At 34.8% G+C, this 23,283-nt stretch carries 18 protein-coding genes; 12 read left to right on the top strand and 6 right to left on the bottom strand.

Annotation, left to right across the window (positions count from 1 at the left end):
• The first annotated feature begins 5 nt into the window (after positions 1-5).
• The gene (locus B0A67_RS05300) at positions 6-1,226 is read left to right on the top strand and encodes an MFS transporter (RefSeq protein WP_072955610.1); all 1,221 of its coding nucleotides are present in this window, start codon (positions 6-8) and stop codon (positions 1,224-1,226) included.
• Complete coding sequence (locus B0A67_RS05295) at positions 1,216-3,084, top strand: alpha,alpha-trehalase (protein ID WP_072955381.1); 1,869 nt, start codon at positions 1,216-1,218, stop codon at positions 3,082-3,084. The genes B0A67_RS05300 and B0A67_RS05295 overlap by 11 nt, the downstream gene beginning before the upstream one ends.
• A gap of 180 nt (positions 3,085-3,264) precedes the next feature.
• On the opposite strand, the gene B0A67_RS05290 is transcribed toward B0A67_RS05295, so the two are convergent.
• Positions 3,265-4,239: a polyprenyl synthetase family protein gene (locus B0A67_RS05290; RefSeq protein ID WP_072955378.1), complete on the bottom strand. Its 975-nt coding sequence runs from the start codon at positions 4,237-4,239 to the stop codon at positions 3,265-3,267.
• Positions 4,240-4,508: 269 nt separating this feature from the next.
• Here B0A67_RS05290 and B0A67_RS05285 point away from each other — a divergent pair, with 269 nt between their 5' ends.
• The 5 genes from B0A67_RS05285 to B0A67_RS05265 all read left to right on the top strand — a co-directional run bounded on the left by B0A67_RS05285 (position 4,509) and on the right by B0A67_RS05265 (position 11,470).
• Positions 4,509-5,030, top strand: coding sequence for a YceI family protein (locus tag B0A67_RS05285; protein ID WP_072955375.1), 522 nt, complete (start codon positions 4,509-4,511; stop codon positions 5,028-5,030).
• Positions 5,031-5,136: 106 nt separating this feature from the next.
• On the top strand, positions 5,137-5,736 hold the full coding sequence (locus B0A67_RS05280) for a TetR/AcrR family transcriptional regulator (protein WP_072955373.1): 600 nt from the start codon (positions 5,137-5,139) through the stop codon (positions 5,734-5,736).
• Between the two features lie 10 nt (positions 5,737-5,746).
• Positions 5,747-7,081, top strand: coding sequence for a TolC family protein (locus B0A67_RS05275; RefSeq protein ID WP_072955372.1), 1,335 nt, complete (start codon positions 5,747-5,749; stop codon positions 7,079-7,081).
• 9 nt (positions 7,082-7,090) lie between these two features.
• Entirely contained in the window at positions 7,091-8,158 is a 1,068-nt protein-coding gene (locus tag B0A67_RS05270) for an efflux RND transporter periplasmic adaptor subunit (protein ID WP_072955370.1), read from the top strand.
• Positions 8,159-8,293: 135 nt separating this feature from the next.
• On the top strand, positions 8,294-11,470 hold the full coding sequence (locus B0A67_RS05265) for an efflux RND transporter permease subunit (protein ID WP_072955368.1): 3,177 nt from the start codon (positions 8,294-8,296) through the stop codon (positions 11,468-11,470).
• 140 nt (positions 11,471-11,610) lie between these two features.
• Here B0A67_RS05265 and B0A67_RS05260 read toward each other — a convergent pair whose 3' ends face one another.
• The 5 genes from B0A67_RS05260 to B0A67_RS05240 all read right to left on the bottom strand — a co-directional run bounded on the left by B0A67_RS05260 (position 11,611) and on the right by B0A67_RS05240 (position 18,377).
• Positions 11,611-12,048 carry a retropepsin-like aspartic protease gene (locus B0A67_RS05260; protein WP_072955366.1) on the bottom strand — a complete coding sequence of 146 codons (438 nt, stop codon included), beginning with the start codon at positions 12,046-12,048 and terminating at the stop codon, positions 11,611-11,613.
• The gene (locus tag B0A67_RS05255; protein WP_072955363.1) at positions 12,000-14,651 is read right to left on the bottom strand and encodes a CHAT domain-containing protein; all 2,652 of its coding nucleotides are present in this window, start codon (positions 14,649-14,651) and stop codon (positions 12,000-12,002) included. Before B0A67_RS05255 ends, B0A67_RS05260 begins: the two co-directional genes overlap by 49 nt.
• Positions 14,652-14,843: 192 nt before the next feature.
• On the bottom strand, positions 14,844-16,796 hold the full coding sequence (locus B0A67_RS05250) for a PKD domain-containing protein (RefSeq protein WP_072955358.1): 1,953 nt from the start codon (positions 16,794-16,796) through the stop codon (positions 14,844-14,846).
• Positions 16,797-16,977: 181 nt separating this feature from the next.
• The gene (locus B0A67_RS05245; RefSeq protein WP_072955356.1) at positions 16,978-17,964 is read right to left on the bottom strand and encodes a hypothetical protein; all 987 of its coding nucleotides are present in this window, start codon (positions 17,962-17,964) and stop codon (positions 16,978-16,980) included.
• Positions 17,965-18,077: 113 nt separating this feature from the next.
• On the bottom strand, positions 18,078-18,377 hold the full coding sequence (locus tag B0A67_RS05240) for a hypothetical protein (RefSeq protein WP_072955354.1): 300 nt from the start codon (positions 18,375-18,377) through the stop codon (positions 18,078-18,080).
• Between the two features lie 125 nt (positions 18,378-18,502).
• Between B0A67_RS05240 and B0A67_RS05235 the strand changes: the two genes are divergently transcribed.
• From B0A67_RS05235 to B0A67_RS05215, 5 genes are all read left to right on the top strand, one after another.
• Positions 18,503-19,087, top strand: coding sequence for an RNA polymerase sigma factor (locus B0A67_RS05235; RefSeq protein ID WP_072955351.1), 585 nt, complete (start codon positions 18,503-18,505; stop codon positions 19,085-19,087).
• Between the two features lie 2 nt (positions 19,088-19,089).
• Positions 19,090-19,812 (top strand): tetratricopeptide repeat protein, encoded by a 723-nt coding sequence (locus tag B0A67_RS05230; protein ID WP_072955349.1) that lies wholly within the window; start codon positions 19,090-19,092, stop codon positions 19,810-19,812.
• Between the two features lie 266 nt (positions 19,813-20,078).
• On the top strand, positions 20,079-20,852 hold the full coding sequence (locus tag B0A67_RS05225; protein ID WP_072955347.1) for a TatD family hydrolase: 774 nt from the start codon (positions 20,079-20,081) through the stop codon (positions 20,850-20,852).
• A 64-nt stretch (positions 20,853-20,916) separates the two neighbouring features.
• The gene (locus B0A67_RS05220) at positions 20,917-22,056 is read left to right on the top strand and encodes a 1-acyl-sn-glycerol-3-phosphate acyltransferase (RefSeq protein WP_072955345.1); all 1,140 of its coding nucleotides are present in this window, start codon (positions 20,917-20,919) and stop codon (positions 22,054-22,056) included.
• Positions 22,046-23,077 carry an asparaginase gene (locus tag B0A67_RS05215; RefSeq protein WP_072955342.1) on the top strand — a complete coding sequence of 344 codons (1,032 nt, stop codon included), beginning with the start codon at positions 22,046-22,048 and terminating at the stop codon, positions 23,075-23,077. The genes B0A67_RS05220 and B0A67_RS05215 overlap by 11 nt, the downstream gene beginning before the upstream one ends.
• The last annotated feature ends 206 nt before the right edge of the window (positions 23,078-23,283 follow it).

Genomic DNA, 23,283 nt, shown 5'->3' with positions numbered 1-23,283 from the left:
AAAAAATGAAAAACATAGGAATTAAAATCTCACTTTACCTCAATTATTTTGTCTTCGCTATTTTATTGAATAGTGTAGGCATTGTGATTTTAAAATCGCAGAAAAATTATGGAGTAGATGAAGTTCAGGCGAGTATTTTAGAAGCTTTCAAAGACATGCCCATTGCTATTGTATCCTTTTTTATAGCCTCTTTTTTACCCAGAATAGGGTATCGAAAATCGATGTTGATAGGTTTGGCGTTGGTGACTTTGGCTTGTATTTCGATGTATTTTGGAAACTCTTTTGATAATGCTAAAATTCTTTTTGCAACTGTTGGGGTTTCATTTGCGCTGATCAAAGTTTCGGTTTATTCGCTGATAGGAACTGTTACCGAAACCAAAAAAGAACACAACGCTTTAATGAGCAGTATCGAAGGTTTTTTTATGGTGGGAATTGCATTGGCTTATTTTTTATTTCCGGCTTTCAATCACGAAGAAGATCCTGATTCATGGTTGAATGTGTATTGGTTTCTGGCCGCATTATCGTTCTTGTCATTTTTGTTTTTATTTTTTGTAAAATTCGAAGAACCCGAAGTTTCGGCAGGAGCAAACCTCAAAGATGATTTTCTGCAAATGTTCCGGTTAATGGCAAAATTACTAACAGTTATTTTTGTTATTAGTGTCTTTTTGTTTGTCATGATCGAACAGGGGATTCTTTCGTGGCTGCCAACTTTTAATACAAAAGTGCTTCATTTACCGGAGAATATCAGTATTATGATGGCGAGTATTTTGGCCATTTCATTAGCAATTGGAAGGTTGATTGCTGGTATTGTAACTAAAAAAGTAAACTGGATCTGGGTTTTAAGTTTCTGTATTTTTTCAGCTATGCTGATTGTGATTTTTGTACTTCCAAAAACAGTGGGTTTAGAAGTAAAAAGGATCAATGCACTTTCTGATATTCCTTTAATAGGTTTTGCATTTCCTTTGATCGGACTATTTATTGCACCTATTTATCCTTTATTAAATTCGATTGTACTGAGTGCTTTGCCTAAAAATTTACAAAGCTCCATGACCGGATTAATTGTGATTTTCTCTGCTCTTGGCGGCACATTAGGTTCCAGAATAACGGGCTGGCTGTTTAAAAATGAAGGGCCGGAAAATGCATTTTACTTTACTTTAATTCCAATGTCTTTATTATTAATATCCTTTTTTATTCTCAAAAAAATAACTGCAAAAGATGAAATTTAAATTACATATAACCCAAACCATTGAAAAATTATTGGCTCAGGAAGATACTGATGGCGATAAAAAAATAACGATCGATGATAATGGTCCAAAAAAGTTTTTACTGCATGATGAAAACGGAAATTCTGCATTGATTGAAGGAACTTATCAGCTTTCGAATTTGTTACAGGAACTTGCTTTGGCTAAAAAAAGCAATACCGAATTTGCCGACATTGACCTGAATCAAATCACCGAAGATCCGGTAAAAAGAATTTCGGGAAAAATAAAAAACCTGTATTGGAAAGGTCTTACCCGAACAATTGATGCCGATGGTGTAAAAAAAATTCTGGAAGACAATAAGATCGAAAATGAACTGGCGTATTTGTATGTGCCTTTTGGCGACGAAATTGTTTTTGATTATTTCAAGAAATTAGAAGCTGTCACTCCAAAGTTGAAAGTGGTTCAAATGCCTAAAAACATTTCGTCCGAATATGTTTTATCGCTGAATAAAAAACCGGGAATTTTGGCTTTGGCACTTCAAATAAAAAACAATGAAATCTCGGGAGTTCCGTTTGTAGTTCCGGGGGGAAGATTTAATGAAATGTACGGCTGGGACAGTTATTTTATTGCCAAAGGACTTTTGATTGATGACAAAATCGACCTTGCTTTAGGCATTGCAGAGAACTTTAAATATCAAATTGATCATTACGGAAAAATACTAAACGCCAACCGTAGTTATTATTTGACCCGTACGCAGCCGCCACTTTATACATCATTAATAATGGATGTTTTAGAAAAATCGAATCCGGATATTTTCTGGATCGAAAGACATTTGAAAACCGCTATAAAAGAATACCAAACCGTTTGGATGGAAGAAGGTAAACGACTTACAGCAAATGGATTAAATCGCTATAAAGCAGAAGGAATCGGACTTCCGTTTGAAGTAGAAGAAGGGCATTTTGATGATATTCTGGAGCAATATGCGCCCAAATACAATTTGTCAACACGCGAATTCGAAAAGAAATACCTCGAAAGAGAAGTAGTTGACGAAGAACTTGATAAGTACTTTATTCACGATCGCAGTATGCGCGAAAGCGGCCACGATACAACAAATAGATTAGTGGGTGTTTGTGCCAATTTAAATACGGTGGCAATCAATAGTCTGCTTTATAAATATGAAACTGATATTGCGTTTCTGATTGAAAAATACTTTAAAAACGAATTTCAATATTTTGAAGACAAATCTTTCTCTAGTGAATATTGGCTTTCGAAAGCATCTTCAAGAAAAGAAAAGATCAACAAACTGTGCTGGAATGCGGAAAACGGCTGTTATTTAGATTATAATTTTGTAAAGGAAGAACAGCATTTTTTTGAGGCTGCTCCGACATTTTATCCGCTTTGGGCAAAAATAAGCACGCCTGAACAAGCAGAAATTTTAGTAAAAAAGACATTGCCAAGGTTTAAAATGAAAGGCGGAATTGCAGGATGTACCAAAGCATCAATTGCCGGTGTAGACGAAAATGCACCAATTCGACAGTGGGATTATCCGTTTGGCTGGGCACCGCATCAAATGCTTTTGTGGGAAGGTTTACTCAATTATAATTTTAACGATGAAGCCCAGGAAATGGTTTATCGCTGGCTTTGGCTGATTACCAGAAATGCGGTTGATTATAACGGAACGATTCCGGAGAAGTTTGATTTATCGATAAGTTCACACAAAATTCTGGCAGAATACGGAAACGTAGGAACTGAATTCGATTATATAACCGAAGAAGGTTTTGGCTGGATGAATGCTTCTTACCAATACGGATTGACAATTTTGAAAGAGGATTTAAAACAAAAATTATCCGATTTAGTTGATCCGGATGAAATTTTTGAATAAACGAGCCTTCGACTCCGTTCAGGATGACACTCGTGATGTCAGGCTGAGCGGAGTCGAAACCATTTTCGATAGTTCTTAGAAAAACAAACCCGACAGGTTTTTTTAAAACCTGTCGGGTTTATTGTATGTAATTAGTGGCGAAAAAAATCATTAAAATCATTTAATCTGTGGCAAAAAAAATTAAACCTTTCTCCCCATTAAATTCTCTCCAAAAGTCCTTAGAATATTTTTCTTTTCAGCGTTGATATCCATTTTTTCTAAAGTTTCAAAAGCTTTAAAAGTATACATTTCTATAGCATCTTGTGTTGCTTTTGAAGCACCCGATTCATTAAAAATAGTTTTTGCAGTAGTTATTTTCTCCGTATTATCATCTAGTTGTAAACTGAATAATTTTTCTAGTGCTAGAGCCTTTTCAGCTGATGAAAACTCACGTGCTTTCAGGTATAAATAGGTTTTTTTGTTTACTATAATATCACCGCCAACTTGTTTTCCGAAAGTTTCAGGATCTCCAAACGCATCCAGATAATCATCCTGAAGCTGGAAAGCCAATCCTAAATTCAATCCGAAATCGTAAATTAAATCAGCTTCTTTCTCAGTAGTTTTGGCTACAATGGCTCCCATTTTCATAGCAGCAGCAACTAAAACGGCTGTTTTATATTCGATCATTTTAAGATATTCCGGAATCGTAACATCGTTTCTTTTTTCAAAAACAACATCCCATTGCTGTCCTTCGCAAACTTCAAGAGCTGTTTTGCTGAATAATTTTGCTAAATCCCTAAAAACGGCTGGTTCGTATTGTTCAAAATACTGATAAGCCAGAATTAGCATCGCGTCTCCGGAAAGAATTCCGGTATTCAAATCCCATTTTTCATGCACTGTTTCCTGTCCTCTTCGCAAAGGAGCATCATCCATAATATCATCGTGAACAAGGGAGAAATTATGAAAAACTTCTACAGCCATTGCTGCAGGAAGTGCTGCTGTATAATCAGTATCAAAAACTTCTGACGTCATTAAAGTCAGTACGGGACGCATACGTTTTCCGCCAAGACTTAAAATGTATTCAATTGGTTCGTAGAGGTTTTTAGGCTCTTTATTGATGCTTTGGGTTTTTAAATATTGGATGAAAAAATCCTGGTATTGGCTAATATCGTGCATAAAATATAATCTGAATTGCGAGCCTCAAAGATACGATTCATTATGAATTATTTCTTTCTTAAAATTTTAAATGCTGGTTTCTCCTTAAAAATCGCTTAAAATCTATTAATTATCAGCAGATTAAAATTATTTATAAAAAAACTTGGAAACTTTCTTGGTGTTTAGAGTTTCCTTTTTATATTTGCACTTTTAATTGGAAACTCGAAACACTGTAAAAGTTTCCGTAATAGGTTTTGGGTAATTTATAAACTCAGTAAAATCAAATATTTATGAAAACAACATGGACCTTAGATTCTAGCCAATCAGATGTTTTAATTAAAATGAGACATTCGATAATTGCCTATATGGGAGGAACTACTAATAAATTTGGTGGTTATGTGAATATTGAAAATAACGAAATTGAAGATGCTTCGGTTGAGTTTTCATTAGACATCAATAATAAAAAAGATAGTTTTCAACAAATAGATACGTATTTACAACTTCAGGATTTCTTTGATGTGGATGAACATCCGATTATCAGTTTTAAATCGACTTCTTTTCAAAAAATAAACAACAATATCAATTTCTTCAAAGGAGATTTAACAATAAAAGATGTGACCAGAGTAGTAGAACTTGATGCTGAGTTTATTGGCGTTAATACCTACAATGGCGAGAAAAAAGTAGCTTTCGAGATCAAAGGTGATATCAAACGTCAGGATTTTGGACTAGATTATAATTCGTTCAATCATAACGGAGGTTTAGCTTTAGGAAAAGATATTAAGCTGATTGCCAATTTAGAATTCAGTATATAATCTGAGATAATGAGTAAATTAATGTAAAATTATTACAAATATCACGGAAACTATTTTTCTGATTTTAGTTTCCTAAGTATATTTGCAATATAATTTGAAAGTTGAAATGAAAGAGAAAATTATATCAAAAGCAAGTGAATTATTTTTAAAGCTTGGTTTTAAGAGTGTTACGATGGATGATATTGCAGGTGAAATGTGTATCTCTAAAAAAACGATTTACAAATACTTCTGTAATAAAGAAGTCCTGATCGAAGAAAGTACATCGACAGTTCATAAGCAGGTACATGAAGTTATTGATTCTGTGGTAGCTAAAAATTATAATGCGATTCACGAGAATTTTGAAATTAGAGAAATGTTTCGCGATATGTTTAAAAATGCAACAGATACATCACCACTTTATCAATTGAAAAAGCATTATCCTGAAATTTATCAAAATATAATGACACATGAAATAGATCAGTGCAACCATTATTTTAGAGATAATATCCTAAAAGGAATCAAAGAAGGTTTATACAGACCGGATTTGAATACAGACTTATATGTAAAATTTTATTATACCCTGATTTTTCATATTAATGAAACCACTGTTTCAGAACGAGAAGCACAAAAAATAGAATTAGAAGCATTAGAGTACCACACCAGAGCTATGGCAACTGAAAAAGGAATACTGGAATTAGAAAAACAACTTAAAAAAATTACTATTTAATCATCAATCTATGAAACGAATAATTCTTATATTTTTGTGTTCAATTGGCTTGTCTGCCAACGCACAAGTCAAAACACTAACCCTGAAAGATGCTCTTGTATACGCGCTTGAAAATAAAGCCGATGCAAAAAAAGCAAGATTACAGGTTGAAAATAGTGAGTACAAAATTCAGGAAGTACGTTCCAGAGCATTACCTCAAATTTCTGCAAACGGAAACTTAACGCACAATCCAATCATTCAGACAACTGTTATAGACGGTGCAGGATTTGGTCAGCCGGGAACTACGATTCAGGCTGCATTTGGCCAAAAATGGACATCAACTGCCGGGGTTTCATTAACTCAGACAATATTTGATCAGTCTGTTTTTACCGGATTAAGAGCGGCGAGATCTACTCGTGAGTTTTATCAGATAAACGATCAGTTAACAGAAGAGCAGGTAATCGAAAGAGTCGCTAATAATTACTATTCTGTTTATGTACAGCGTGAGAGATTAGTTTTATTAGATAGTAATTACGTAAATACTACTAAAGTTCGTGACATTGTAAAAGGGCAATTTGACAATGGTCTGGCTAAAAAAATTGACTTAGACCGTATTGTTGTAAAAATGTCAAATATTGATACAGAACGTCAACAGGTTAAAAATCAAATTACATTACAGGAAAATGCATTGAAATTTTATATGGGAATGCCTATTGAAACTGTAATTGAGATTCCTAAAGAAGAGTTCGAAGTTGTTCCTGCTGCATTGACAGAAGAGCCTAATACAGAAAACAGAACAGAATATTTGCTTTTGAAAAAACAAGAAGAGCTTTTAGTATACAATAAAAAAGCGGTTGAAGCAGGATATTATCCAACACTTTCATTGACTGCCGGTTACAACTATATTGGTCAGGGGCCGCAAATGCCTTGGTTCGCAAAACCTTCTGATGGTGTGTATTGGTCAGATTACTCTGCAATTGGATTAAATCTGCATGTACCAATCTTTACAGGATTTGGAACCCGTGCTAAAGTAAGACAAGCCGATGTAGAAATCAGATCACTTCAGGAAGATATGAAAGACACCAAACTTTCTCTTGATTTAGATTACAGAAATGCAATGGCTGATATTGATAATAACCTTATCACGATTAAGAATCAAAAAGAAAACATGCAGCTGGCAAGTGAGATCTTAAGCAATACAAAAAATAATTATCTTCAGGGATTAGCATCATTAACAGATTTGTTAGATGCTGAAAATGCACAACTTGAAGCTCAAAATAACTACACCAGAGCAGTATTGAATTACAAAATTGCCGAAGTAGCATTAATCAAATCAAAAGGCGAACTTAAAACTCTTATTAAATAACTAAAAAAAATGAAGAAAACTATTATAACAATCGTAATCATAATTGCAGCGCTGGGTGTGATTGGATATGTCTTAAATAATAATAAGAAAGAGAATAAAGAAAAAACAGATATCGTAGCAGAGAAAAATGCTGCAGTATCAGTAAAAGTAGCTCCTGTAAAAACAGAAGAAGTTTCATTGGATTTTGTTGCAAACGGAAACTTTCAGCCTATTCAACAATTGACTTTCTCTGCCGAAAAATCAGGAAAAGTAATTAGTGTTTTGGCTAAAGAAGGAGATTACGTAAGAGTAGGTCAGACTTTATTGACAATGAGAGGTGATGTGATTAATGTAAGTGCACAACAAGCTCAGGCAGTGTACCAAAATGCAAAATCAGATTACAGCCGTTACGAAAATGCTTTTAAAACCGGAGGTGTTACTAAACAACAATTAGATCAGGCAAAATTAGCATTAACAAATGCTCAGTCTAGTTTAACACAAGCAAACATTAATGTTGGTGATACTAAAGTAAAAGCACCAATAAACGGATTCATCAATAAAAAATACATTGAGCCGGGATCTATCCTAACAGGGATGCCTGCAACTGCATTGTTTGATATCGTAAATGTTTCTAAATTAAAATTAGTAGTTACTGTAAACGAAAATCAGGTAGCAAGCTTAAAAGTAGGAGATCATGTTAATGTAACTGCAAGTGTTTATCCTGATAAAAATTTCTCTGGAAAAATTACTTTTATTGCTGCAAAAGCAGACGAGTCTTTAAACTTCCCGGTTGAAATCGAAATCACAAACAACATCAATAACGACCTTAAAGCAGGTATGTACGGAACTGCAAACTTTGGTTCTAAACAACAAAAACAAAACATGATGGTTGTACCACGTAATGCTTTCGTAGGAAGTGTGAGCAGCAATGAGATTTTTGTAGTGGAGAAAGGTATTGCAAAATTAAGAAAAGTAACTGCTGGAAGAATTTTAGGAGATAAAGTAGAAGTTATCAATGGATTATCTGACGGAGAAACTGTAGTTATTACAGGTCAAATTAACTTACAAGACGGTAATACAGTAGAAATTATTAAGTAAGCTTTAAGCTATAGGCGATAAGCTATAAGCTTTTTTAAAAAGGCTATAACTTGCAGCCTAAAGTATAAAACAAAATATGAAATTAAACCTTAAAGCTTAAAGCCTACAGCCTAAAGCCTATAGCATTAAAAAAATATGAAATTAGCCGAAATATCCATAAAACGTCCGTCGTTAGTAATTGTATTGTTTACAATTCTGACACTTGGTGGATTGTTTAGCTACAGCCAGTTAGGCTATGAGCTGATCCCTAAATTTGAACAAAACGTTATTACAATTTCTACTGTTTATCCTGGAGCTTCTCCAAGTGAGGTAGAAAATACAGTGACCAAGAAAATTGAAGATGCGATTGCATCCTTAGAGAATGTCAAGAAAATTGACTCGAAGTCCTACGAAAGTTTATCTATCGTTTCGATTACACTGACATCAAATGCAAAAGTCGATTTCTCTCTGAATGATGCACAGCGTAAAATAAACGCGATCATTAGTGATTTGCCGGATGATGTAAAAACGCCTGCACTGACTAAATTCTCGCTGAGTGATTTACCAATTATGACGCTTGGTGCCAACGGAAAAATGGACGAAGCAGCTTTTTATGACTTAATTGATAAAAAAATTGCACCTATTTTGTCTCGTGTACAAGGTGTGGCTCAGGTAAATATCATTGGTGGTTCAGAGCGTGAAATTCAGGTAAATCTTGATGCATTAAAAATGCAGGGTTACAATTTATCTGTTCCTCAGGTGCAGCAAACGATTCTGACTTCGAATTTAGATTTCCCAACAGGAAACATTCAGACTCGTGATCAAAAAATATTAATTCGTTTAGCGGGTAAATATAAAAGTGTTGATGAATTAAGAAACTTAGTAGTTTCTTCTCAAAACGGCATTCAAATTCGTTTAAGTGATATTGCCGATGTTCAGGATACTCAGAAAATTGCTGAGAAAATATCACGTGTAGATCAAAAAAGTGCCATCGTTTTACAAATTGTAAAACAATCTGATGCGAATGCCGTAGCGGTAAGTGAGCAATTATTAAAAACAATTGCAGTTCTTGAAAAAGATTATAAAGTAAATCAGTTAAAACTGGAAGTTGCAAAAGACAGTACAGTCTTTACACTTGAAGCGGCAGATTCTGTAGTACACGATTTATTGATTGCGGTAGTACTTGTGGCTTTTGTAATGTTGTTCTTCCTGCACAGTATCAGAAACTCATTGATCGTAATGGTGTCTATTCCGGCATCGTTGATTGCGACCTTTATTGGTATTTATTTAATGGGATATACCTTAAACTTAATGAGTTTATTAGGATTATCTCTTGTTGTAGGTATTCTGGTCGATGATGCGATTGTGGTACTGGAGAATATTTACAGGCACATGGAAATGGGTAAAAGCCGAATTCGTGCATCGTATGACGGAACTGCAGAAATTGGTGGAACTGTAACGTCGATTACATTAGTAATTGTGGTAGTGTTCTTGCCTATCGCGATGAGTTCTGGTTTAGTTTCTAATATTATTACACAATTTTGTGTTACCGTAATTATATCAACTTTACTATCACTTTTAGCTTCATTTACAATTATTCCTTGGTTATCATCCCGTTATGGTAAATTAGAGCATATTGAAGGAAAGAATTTATTTGGAAGAATTATTCTTGGTTTCGAAAGCTATTTAACACGTTTCACCAACTGGATTTCTGAATTGTTGACATGGTGTCTGGATCATTACGTTAAAACCTTTTTAGTGGTAATTGTTTTATTCCTGACTTCAACAGTAGGATTAATGGCCGGAGGTTTTATTGGAGGAGAGTTTTTCGCATCATCTGATAGTGGAGAGTTCTTAGTTCAAATCGAAATGCCAAAAGATGCTTCGTTAGAACAAACCAACTTTATGACTCAAAGAGCAGAAGCATTTTTGAAAAATGAAGAATATGTTCACAGTCAGATTACAACAGTAGGACAAACCAGTGAAGGTTTTGGAGCATCACAAGCTACGGCTTACAAAGCAGAGATTGACGTAAAAATGATCGAACAAAAAGATCGTAAAGATGACGCTTCTGTTTATGCTGCAAAAATCAAACGTAAACTGGAGAAAGTATTAGTTGGAGCAAAAGTAAAAACGGTTCCTGTAGGTATCTTAGGAACAGCAGAAGATGCTACATTAGGATTGATCGTAACAGGTCCGTCTACAGAAAGCGCTATGGCATTTGCTAAATTAGCCGAAGCTGAATTACGTACTATTCCAGGAACAACAGAGATCAAATTAACGGTTGAAGACGGAAATCCTGAAATCAACGTAAAAGTAGATCGTGATAAAATGGCTGCTTTAGGATTAACACTTCAAACAGTGGGTTCTACTATGCAAACTGCTTTTAGCGGAAACACAGATGGTAAATACAGAGCCGGAGAATATGAATATGATATCAACATCAGATACAATGCTTTCGACAGAAAAAGTATTACAGATGTTAGTAATCTGATTTTCATTAATGCAGCAGGTCAACAAATTAAGTTGTCTCAATTTGCAGATGTTACAGAAGGTTCAGGACCTAGCCAGTTAGAGCGTAGAGATAAATCAGCGTCGGTAACCGTAAAAGGACAAAACGTTGGGGTTCCTTCAGGAACAATTGTTACACAATGGCAGGCAAAATTAGATAAACTGAAAAAACCAGCCGGTGTAAACTACATCTGGGGAGGTGACCAGGAAAACCAAAGTGAAGGTTTTGGTACATTAGGAATCGCTTTATTAGCCGCTATTGTATTAGTTTACCTTGTTATGGTTGGACTTTATGATAGTTTTGTTCACCCGTTTGTAGTACTGTTTGCTGTACCGCTTTCGTTTATTGGTGCGATGTTAGCATTGGCTTTGACCAATAACTCATTGAACATCTTTACGATTTTGGGTATCATCATGTTGATTGGTCTGGTGTGTAAGAATGCGATCATGCTTGTCGATTATACCAACCAGAGAAGAGCAGCAGGAGAATCAATCAGAACGGCATTAATTCAGGCGAATCACGCTCGTTTACGTCCGATTTTGATGACTACCATTGCGATGGTATTTGGTATGTTCCCAATTGCATTAGCATCTGGAGCAGGAGCTGAATGGAAAAACGGATTGGCATGGGTAATTATCGGAGGATTAATTTCTTCGTTATTCTTAACCTTGATTGTAGTTCCTGTAATTTATAATATCATGGAGAAATTAATTCAGAAATTCTCTAAAGGAGAGAAAATCGATTACGAAGCTGAAATGGTTGCTGATTATGAGCACACCGAATTAAGCGAAGACGGTTTTAATCCTAAACATACCCATTAAAAAAATTAATTTTCAATTAATTTTCAATTCCAAATTCAAAGCCTGAAGCTTCAGGGAGAAAATGGTAACAAAAAAATCCCAAATTCCTTCATTGGAATTTGGGGTTTTTTTATGGAGTCCAATCTAGGAATTTATAAGTATTATTTAAGGTACAGATAATGATTATAATAATCAATAATCGCCTTTCCTTCCAGCAAAACATCAGCACCAATAATACCGTGAACCGGTTTTGCTTTGTAGGCTTGTAAAGCTTCATTGACATGCGAAAGGTCAAAAATAACCAGATTGAAATCCTGGTTTTTCCAGCTGCCGAGTTGTAAATTATTGTGAGATGAAATTTGTGTTTTCATTCCGGTTCCTCCGGCTCCCGAAGCTTTAGTTTTAGATTTTTTGGCATTCAGTTCAAAACGTTCGATACTTTCAAATCCCACACACGAATTTGATGCTCCTGTATCTAAAATAAAATTTCCTGAAACGCCATTGATTTTGGCTTTTATTAAAAGGTGTTGTGTTTTGGTAACTTTGAACTTTATTTTTTTGTATTTCTCTTTTTTGAGAACTTCGTGAAGATTTTCCATTTTCGATAATGATTGAAAACCAAAAATAAACCAATTACAGTCAATAAACTAATGATGTAAAAGATATAATTCGTCGAGTTTTCTTCACTGGAAATCGAACCATAATACACAAATGAACTCCAGTAATAAGGCGATTTCTTAGCGTTTGGAATTGATTTGTCTTGTAGAAAAGCAATTTTAGCATTCGTATTGGCTTGAAAATAAGGAATTTCTTTTTTGATGTTTTTATAAAAATCAGCCATAAAAACCGATGTTGTATAATCGTTTACCTTCCATAAAGAGAATAATAAATTTTGTGCTCCGGCAAACTGAAAACCTCTTGCCACGCTCATGGCACCTTCGGCTTTATAGAGTTTTCCAATTCCGGTTTCACAGGCACTTAAAACCACTAAATCAGGATTGATGTTGAGGTTGTACAATTCAGAATACAAGGTTTCCTGATCATAGAATTTAATGCTTGCCGGAGTTTCAACATCGCCCGAAGAAGCGTGTGTGCTTAAATGCAAAATCGAATATTGGTTGGCGTTATTCTTGAAATTAGAAAAAGTCGCTTCGGAATTTTCTAAATATTTTCCTTTAAAATTGCTTCGGATAGATTCGAGTTCTTTCTTGGAATAATTCAATTCGAAAGCTGTTTTTTCGAAAACCGGAAAAACCCCTAAAAGTGTTTTTTGGGAGTTTGAAATCGGTTTTGAATTCAGATAAATAGTAGCCGAATTATTGTAGGCAATTCTGAAATCATTTAGCAGATAATGCATTTTGGCAAAATTCGTTGTTGATGATTCTTGCGTAATTAAAGCTTCAAAAGGAAGGGAATTCAAAATTCCATCGGGAACAATAACCAGGTTTTTACACAAAGAATTATTAGGTAGTTTTAAAATATCAAAAACTTCCTTACCACATTTATTATAGCCGGGAATATCATTTGTAATGGCATCTGCCGAATTGAAAAAATCGACAAATTGCACAATTTTTGGAATTGATACGTGGGTCGTATTAAGGCGATTTAAACTAATTAATTTGTTTTGCAAGGTAAAATAATATTGATTCTCAAAACCCATAAAATAATAAACCATAACAGCTTTATCATTTTTTAATTTTAAAAATAACGCCTTTAAATCACATTTTTCAGGAACATAATCTTTGTTTTGTGATTGAGTTTTCTTAAGTTCAAGCATTAATTTATTCTGCCATTTGATATAAGCGTTGATTTCTGAAATATCTGCCGAATCTCCTTTTTGCTGTTCTTTTAAAATCGCATTATTTACATTTTGAAGTTCAAGAAAAAGCTGTTGTTCATCTAAAGAAGCGTTTTTAATATTCAAACGATAACGTTGCAAAATTCCTGATTTTGTTCTTTCAGACAATTGAAAAGCAGTTTCTAAATAAGTAATTTTCCTTTCTTTGTTATATAAAATTTCATAAATCGAAATGCATTTTTCAGTACGATTACGCGCCCGCAATTGTGCAATAATTTTTGAATTTTCGTAAACCAAACTATTCATTAATAAATCTTCGATATAAAAAGAAAGTTCAAAAGCCTTTAATGCACTTTTTGGTTTCTTAAGTTGCAGAATTTCTGCCTCTAGATCGAGCGCATCAACTAAAACCGTTTCCGCATACAATTGATTTTGATTGGGAAGAATGTTTACCGACGAATAATTCGGGATTAGAATTTTAAAAATGCCTTTTATTTGCTTTTCACTTTCATCGTATTTTTGCTCATCAAAAAGCAGTAAAGCTTTGTCGTAATAGAGCTTTGCCATTTTACGAGGTTGAAAGTTCGTTTCTAAAAGCAACTTTTCTGCTTTTATCAAATAAGAATTAGCAACGTCAAATTTTTCTCTTTTGCGACTTAATGTTGCCAGATTACGATAACAATTTGACAAAGATTCAGATTGATCTTTTTCGCTTTTCAAATATTGAATAGCCAATTCAAATGCATTTTTTGCTTTTTCATAAATCTCGGGCCGCATCAAATTTTCTCTAGAATTCAACAAATAACTATTTCCTAAATTATTCAGTAAAATTCCTTTTTGAACATTTGACAATTGCTCTGTTTTTAGCGTATTTTCTAATAATTCGATCGCCAAAGAAATCTTTCCTGAACTCTGATACACATTCGATAAATTTAGAATCGCAGCAAATTTTTGTTTTAGAGCGTTGGCATATTTTTTAGAAGTATTTACAATAAAAAAGTATTGCTTTATTGTATTTTCGGCATTGTCATAATCGCCCAAAACCGTATAAAGATTTCCTAAAGGTTTCAGGCAAAATTCGATAATGTCGTAATCGCCAAGTTTGTTTTTCTGATAAATTTGCCAGGCTTTTTCGTAACTCGCAATTGCTTTGTCGGTTTGCCCAAATTGGTTTTCATAGTAGGCTTTATTGCAGTTTAAAACCACAATCGCCAATAATCCATCTTTAGTTTTTAGCTTAGGATTTTTCCAAAAATCAATTTCAAGATTCGTTAAATTTTCTAATGCTTTTGCAGAAGGATTCGCCACAAAAACATCAACAGCATTGTATATTTTATCTTCCTGATGCTGTCCGGATAGAATTAGTGTTGAGAAGAATAAGAGATAGCAATAGAGTTTTTTCATAGCTGTTTTTGTTTCGCAAAGATTCACTAATTTTTTTTACCACAAATTCCGCAAATTTTCACAAATTATAAAGATTAGAAATTAAAAACCATCAAGTAAACACAATCCTAATTGGTAAAAATTTGTGGTAACTTTTTTTAATCACTTCGAGTATCTCTGTGCAAATCTTTGTGCATCTCTGTGGCATAACAACTAAAACTTCCATATTCCGTAAAACTGAAAGTAATTAAAATTTTGTTCGAAATTCATAACATAGCGCGCACCCAAACTCGGACCAATTCTTGCGAAACCTAAAGTTAAGTCAAGTAAAAGCCCTGTTTTAAGATTCACAAACGAATTTCTGACTGAATTTGATTCGGTTCTCGTATCCATTAAAAACTGATCGGTTCCGCCTTCAAAGCTTTCGATTTTTTTGTTCATAGTTTGTTCTGATGAAACATCAAAATTAGCCTGGATTCCTGCACCAACACCAATATAGTTATTGATGTTGTAACGAATTAAAACCGGAATTTCCCAGTTTATATTTTTGTTTTCTGTGGTTGTTGTCGTGCGCTGAAATTGCTTTTGTCCGTTTGGGTTTACAACAGTTTCATCGACTACCGTTACGCCGCTTTCATATTTATTAATAGCATTTAGCCATTCGGCCTGCCAGTAAAAGCGATAGGATTTAAAAGGCGAAATAGTAGCGCCCACAAAATAACTGGTCGATTTTTCGAGATCAGGATATACATTATAACCCGCTTTTGCGCCAATCGAAATTCCAGGAAGGAATCGGGTAGTGGCGTAATTGGTTATGATAGGTTCGTTTTTATCGAATATAATAGCGGTTCTGCTTCGGGTTTTTACTTTATGAAAATCCTCTGCAAATTTCATGGAGTATTTTACAAAACCTTTTGTACTGTCTTTTTCTTTTACATTTTTTTGTTCGCTTCCCGGTAAATAAATGTTTTTGAACGTAAAAAAGATTTGATTTTTTTTGATAATGGTATCTAGACAACTTACAGTAGGAACTTCATCTTTTGGACAAATAGGACATTTAGGATACATGTCTTCAACCTTAAATGTTTTCTTGTCGAACATATCCGGAACATCCGTTTCAAGACGGATCATTCTTGCCGGACCTTCGCCATTGTTCTGGAAACGGGTTTTAAAATTTACTCGTTTAAAACGCACCAGTCTGTAATTCATAAAACTTCCGTTAGATCCCATTTTGTTCGGATCGTGAGACGTTACGATTTCCATTTCAAGGTTTTTTATCTTGTGGTTTTTATAACTTCTGTTGGGTACAAAAATCCCCCGCATCGTAACCGTTGCGCTGGTATCTTTAATCATTTCCGGAGTAGTTTTAAACGTATAAAAAACATTGTGTGTTTCGTTAGGATTTACATCATCAAATTCTAAAACCGAAACATTCTGATAGGTTTTATTGGCTTCTGATAATGATGCGTCGAGATCTTCTTCAGTAGTGGTATTTTTATTTTTTTTAGTCTTAAAAGTGTTTTCGGCGGAAGCGAGATAATTGTTAGAATCATCCAGATCAGTAATAGTGGCAATCGTTTTTTCTTTTATTTCACGCTCGTTTGCATAGGTTCTAAAATCTGTTAATTCGAAATTATTGTTTTTAAATTGTTTCTCATTATAGAACAAATACAATTTTCCGCTTGAAACATAATTCTCTAAGTTTTGATAACCTACTACGACTACCATTTCCTGATCCGGAATAGGATCGCAGTTTTTGATTATTGCAAATCCGTTTTGGTCTGCAATGGAGGCAATGTCTTTATAATTAGTGTCGGTAATGTCGTTTACAGCGACTTTTTTTGGCCGTGTTGCCGGAGGTTTTCCGTTATCGTAGTTGTTGGTTACGGCAAGTCTTGTGGTGTAGGTTCCTTTGTTTTTATAGACGTGTTTGGGTTCGGCTTCTTTACTGTAATGCCCGTCGCCCAGTTCCCATAAATACGAATAACTTGGTTTTGGTGCACCAGCAATTGGAATCAGTGGCGGTGTTTCGGGTTTGTAAGTAACAGCATTTCCGTTCTGGATAAAAACAATATTAGCTCTACGGGTGATGGTGTCTTTTACTTTGGTTTGTGCGAAAGAGAAGATAGAAAAAAGAAGAAAGAAAATAGATGATAGTGGTTTCATAACTAGTGGTTTTTAGCCCTGATAGGAGCGATATCCTTTTTCTGGCTTCTTTAGCAAGGAAAAGATATAGCGGATAGCAGGATTAGCTTCTGAAAATCATCAGAATTAATTTGAAAACTGGATTAAATGTAAAAAAAAGTGATGAGCAAATCACCACTTTTTCTTAAAAGTATTTTGTAAGTTACTGAATAGCATTGATTGCGGCTATCAGTTGCGCTTCGGTACCGACTGTTGTTTCGGCTAAAGTAAAGGTGTAAACATCGTTGGCAGCAACGGTTACGGCTTTGATTGCATAACGCCATTGACCATTAGATTCTGTTGCAAAAATCACGTGGCATTTTAAACCAATCGGAATTTGACCATAGTGTTCGCTGAATAATCCTGCGGGCGTATAAGTATCTAATTTTGCCAATGCATTTGTTCCTTCGCCATCGTAAGACAGGTAAACGGCGCTGTTGTTGTTATCATACCCAGTAGGGGCAGCAACAAGAAGGGTCGTTTTAGGCCTTGGATCGCTGTAAAAACGGTCTACGTTTGTCCATCCAAAGTTACCAAAGGTTACATAATAATTAGTTCCTTCGCCTTGCACGCCGCCTTTTCCGCCCGTTCCGTCTGCATTTGGTTTAGGCTGTTCCCAGGCCAATTCTCCTTTTTCATCGATTTTACCAGTCCATAAAGTCATTGCATTGTCAACGTCATCAGTTAAAGCGGCCGGAACAATCATATTCATAGAACAGGAAGTTTTAAGTTCGACTCCGCCTTGCGTGGCTTTGATAAAGAATTCTCCGCCGGAAATCAGTAAGTTTTTCTTTCCGTCAGGCATGACTCCCATTGTAGGTTTGTTGGTTACGAGCATAGTTCCCTTGTCAAAAAGTTCGATGTATTCGATATCAACTGCTCCGGTTACGGCAACTCCGTTTTTGGTCAGACAATCTCCGTTGATGTTTAGTTTTACTCCTTTTGCAGATGTTATGGTTACGACACCAGTTCCCGCTGTAATAGTAAAGTTTTGTGTGATTCTTTTAACTCCTTTTGTGCTTATGCTTTTAAAAGCGGCTTCGCTTGGAGGTAATACAAGATTGTCATTATTGTCGTCGCCATTGTCACAGCTGCTAAAGGTGATAACCAATAAAAATAAAAGTCCGATTTTTTTAAGATTTGTGTTCATAATTTCTAGTTTTTATCAATCTGTCCTGATTGTTTCAGGTGGTTTCCAGATTTTGGTTGTTAATTATTCTTATATCAATTCGGGTTTGATATTGTTACCCTTATTTTTAAATTTTATTCTGAAAGGCATTTGTCTTCAAATAAATTTCCCTCTTCATCTATGGCAACGAGAATGTTTTTTTTCCGCGAAAGCGTAATGCTTAAATAAATCCAGACAAGTGACCAAAGCCCGAATGTGATGCAGGTAAGAAACAAATGAAAAGAATGTCTGACTGCTTTTTTTTCTTTGCATAAAACGGCATAAGGTAATTTTTCGTTATGTTCTATGATTACAAAACCATTTCGGGTTTTGGCAGAAATCATTTGGTTGAACTGATCCAGGTTTTTTTCGTTTATAAATTGATAAGTTTCCATTTCTCTTAATTTTAATTGCTTTAAAAGATTATTGTTACGTTATATCAAGCTGATATGTTAATTGTTACCCATTAATGTGAAATTTATTTACAATTGTTTTTTAAATTAGCTACAAAAAGTTTTTTATGGGCCAAACTAAGATTCATCCTGATCAAATGTATATTGAGGGACTTGCTGCAAATGACTCCGCAATCATTCAGACGATTTACAAAAAGTACGTTCCAAAGGTGGTAATGTTCATTATGAACAATTCAGGAGATAAAGAACATGCGCAGGATGTGGTTCAGGAAATCATGATTTTACTTTTTAATCAGGCCAAAGCCAATACGCTACAATTGACTTGTCCTTTTGATGCGTACTTTTTTTTACTGTGCAAAAGGAAGTGGCTTAACGAACTCAAAAAAACATCAAATAAAGGGGTAACAATCAACGAAGATGTTTTATCTATGAATGAATCTGCACTTAAATTGATTACCAATACAGAAGAGTTTGATGAAAAACAGCAGCTATTTGATACGATGTTCCAGAAATTGGGAGATAAATGTCAGGAATTGCTAAAGCTGAGTTTCACCACCAAAACGATGGAAGAAGTGGCCGAAAAACTGAATGTTACTTATGGTTATGTCCGCAAAAAGAAATCGTTATGTGTAGGCCAGTTAACACAGTGGATTCACGAAGCCAAAAATTTTAAATCGCTAAAAAATAATTAGTCATGAACGAAGAACGCTATATATTATTCGATCAATATCTTCAGGGAGAAATGACTGTGGAGGAAAAGAATAGTTTTGAAAAACAATTGTCCGAGGATCATGAATTGTCTTCAGAATTTGAAACTTTTAAAGAAGTACAGTTGCGCCTTACAACCAAATTTGAGTTTGAAGAAGAGAGAGAAGCGTTTAAAAACAATCTAACCACAATTTCAGACAAACATTTTAATACCAGTAAACCAAAAATTGTTTTGATGCGCCCGTGGTATTATGCAGCAGCAGCGTCTGTTATTATTTTATTTGGATTGTTCTTTTTTGATTATAACAATCCAACTTTTGCCGATTATGATAATCCTGAAACCGCGGCATTTGTAGAAAGAGGCGACACAAATGAAGCTTTAAAAGGAGCCCAGGCAACATTTAACGATGGGAAATACGCAGCAGCCATTCCGTTTTTTGAAGAAGTTTTAAAAGAAAATAAAACCCCGGAAATTCAATATTTTTATGCAATTTCTTTATTGGAAGAAAGCAAATATCCAAAAGCCGAAGCGATCTTTAATGAGTTAAGATCAGGAACGTCTGTTTATAAAGAAAAAGCAACGTGGCATTTGGCCTTGTCTAAATTGAAACAAAAGAAATACAAAGAATGCAAAGAGATCCTCGAAACCATTTCGCAGGATTATGAAAACTATGAGGATGTAGAGAAGCTTCTCGATGAATTAGATTAAAAAGTTTCACAAAAGACACAAAGAATACACAGAGATTCGCAAAGAGATAAAATACTTTGCGGATTTTTTTTTGCCTTTGATGAAGATTGGCTGAATTACTTTACGGGGCTTCGACTCCGCTCAGCCTGACAAAAACAAGAAAAAAATCTGCGCTCATCCGCGCTTTCACGCAGTGAATCCGTGTCATCCGTGTGCCATCACATCCAAATTGGAAAGTCTTTAATATTATCGTAATTTTGAACCTTTAAAAATAATACGATTCAATTTTGACACCAATAATTACTGATACCCATACCCATTTATATTCTGAAGAGTTTGATCAGGATCGCGACGAGATGATGCAAAGAGCCATAAATGCCGGAGTAACACGCTTTTTTATTCCTGCTATCGATGCCGCTGCAACACAATCGATGTACGATCTGGAGCAAAATTATCCTGATTATGTATATCTGATGATGGGTTTGCATCCCACTTACGTCAAAGATAATTATGAAGAAGAATTGAAACATGTCGAAACAGAACTGGCTAAGAGAAAGTTTTATGCGGTTGGCGAAATCGGAATTGATTTGTATTGGGATAAAACACATCTTAAAGAACAGCAAATTGCTTTTAAAAGACAAATTCAGTTAGCAAAGCAATATAAATTACCTATCGTAATTCATTGCCGTGAGGCTTTTGATGAAATTTTCGAAGTTTTGGAACAAGAAAAATCAGATGATTTATTCGGAATTTTTCATTGTTTTTCCGGAACCTATGAACAAGCGCTTCAGGCGATATCTTACAATATGAAGTTGGGAATTGGAGGAGTTGTGACTTTTAAAAACGGAAAAATCGATCAGTTTTTAAAAGAGATAGATCTAAAACATATTGTCTTAGAGACAGATTCGCCATATCTGGCGCCAATTCCGTATCGCGGAAAACGCAATGAAAGCAGTTATTTGGTCAATGTTATTTCTAAATTGGCCGATATATATGACGTTTCTGAAGAGGAAATTGCACAACGAACAACACAAAATTCTGTAAACGTTTTTGGGATTTAATTTATACCTTACAATAGTTTAATTTTTTTTTTGTTCTTTTGCCCACTTAAAACCAATATAAATAATGCAGAGATTTGATGCCATTCGACCGTTTTATGATTCTGAAATAAATGAAGCACTTCATGATGTTGCCAATCACCCGATGATGAAAACCATGATGAACTTTACTTTTCCGGAAGTAGAAGATGAGGTTTGGAAAGAGCAGCTTAAAAAAACACATTCAATTCGTGATTTTCAATGCAACTTTATTTATAATACCATACAAAGAGTTCTGGAGAAAAGTTCTGAAGGACTTACTACTTCAGGATTTGAGAAGCTTGAAAAAAACACATCGTACTTATTTATTTCTAATCACAGAGATATCCTGTTAGATACAACCTTATTAAATGTTTGCCTCTTCGAGCATGGATTGGTCATGACAGCATCTGCAATTGGAGATAATCTGGTAAAAAAAGCGTTCTTAAGCACACTGGCAAAACTGAATAGAAATTTTTTGGTTTTAAGAGGTCAGACGCCAAGAGAAATGCTGCAGAGTTCTAAATTATTAGCAGAATATATCGGGCAATTGTTACTTCGCGAAAACCGTTCGGTTTGGATCGCACAAAGAGAGGGACGTACCAAAGACGGAAACGACGAAACCAATCCGGGAGTACTAAAAATGATAGGAATGGGTTCTGATGAACCTAATTTGATGGATTATTTTAAGAAATTAAAGATTGTTCCTGTTTCTATTTCTTATGAATATGATCCTACTGATGTGCTGAAAATGCCGCAATTAATGGCAGAAGCCAACAACGAAGTATACGTTAAAGAAAAAAATGAAGATTTCATGACCATTTTAAGCGGTATCATGGGAACTAAAAAAAGAATACATATTTCTGTTGGAGATGTTCTTGATACTGAAATTGATCAGATTGTGGCTGAAAATGATAATGCAAACAAGCAAATTCAGGCTTTGGCACAAGTTATTGATGATTCGGTTTTAAAGAATTATCATTTATGGCCAACTAATTTTATTGCTTACGATATTTTGAACGGAACCGATAAATTTTCTCATTTATATAAAGAGAGCGAGAAATCGTTGTTTGAGCGTCGTTTAGAAATGCGTATTGGTAATACAGATAATCCTGTAGCAAGACAAGGATTTTTGGCCATGTATGCGAATCCTGTAGTCAATAAATTAAAATACCAGGATGTCATCTAAAGCTAAAATATTGTTGATTTATACCGGTGGAACCATTGGTATGAGCAAAGATTTTGAGACTGGCGCGCTTAAAGCGTTCAACTTTGGGAAATTACTGCAAAAAATCCCTGAAATCAAACAATTAGATTGTGAGATTGAGACCGTTTCATTTGAAGATCCTATAGATTCATCTAATATGAATCCTGCAGAATGGACAAAAATTGCTGAGATCATCGAAGAAAATTATGCTTCTTTTGACGGATTTGTGGTATTGCATGGTTCAGATACCATGTCATATTCAGCTTCGGCATTGAGTTTCATGCTTGAGAATTTAGCAAAACCGGTAGTGTTTACAGGTTCTCAATTGCCAATTGGTGATTTGCGTACTGATGCCAAAGAAAACCTGATTACGGCGATTCAGATTGCTTCATTACAAGAAAACGGAAAACCGGTTATCAATGAAGTATGTTTGTATTTTGAATACAAATTGTATCGTGGTAACCGAACTTCAAAAGTAAATGCAGAACACTTTAAAGCTTTTACAGCACCCAATTATCCTGAATTGGTAGAATCTGGTGTTCACTTAACATTAAACAGGCATTTATTTCTTCCGATACAAGAAAATGCAAAATTAATTGTCCACAAGAATTTAGACAATCACGTTGCGATTATAAAAATGTTTCCCGGAATGAGCGAAGTCGTTTTGTCTTCGATTCTGGCCATTAAAGATCTAAAAGGAATTGTTCTGGAAACTTACGGATCCGGAAATGCACCTACCGAAGATTGGTTTTTGAACCTGATTCAGAAAGCGATTCAGTCCGGTTTGCATATCGTAAATGTAACACAATGCTCCGGCGGAAGTGTAAATATGGGACAATACGAAACCAGTACGGCCTTAAAATCCCTTGGTGTTATCTCAGGAAAAGATATTACTACAGAAGCAGCCATTACAAAACTAATGTATTTGTTAGGACACAACATCCCTCAAGCCGAATTTAAAACCATATTCGAAACGGCTTTGCGTGGTGAAATTTCGTTGTAAATAGAAAAGTCCCAATATTTTAAAAGTCCCAATTCCAAAACGCGAGAATTAAATCTCAAAATTGGAATTTGGAATTTTTTTAGTAATTGGAGTTTCCTTTTTTCGTTGTAAAATTTTCACCATATAAGTGTTTTTTCACCATATAAGTGATGTAAGTTCATTTAATTAAAGTGTTTTATATCCAGTTTGTCATTTCGACCGGAGGG

The sequence above is a fragment of the Flavobacterium aquidurense genome, from assembly GCF_002217195.1.
GTDB classification, from domain to species: domain Bacteria; phylum Bacteroidota; class Bacteroidia; order Flavobacteriales; family Flavobacteriaceae; genus Flavobacterium; species Flavobacterium frigidimaris.
The sequence above is the reverse complement of the archived record's forward strand: the minus strand, read 5'-3'. Positions and strand labels throughout refer to the sequence as shown.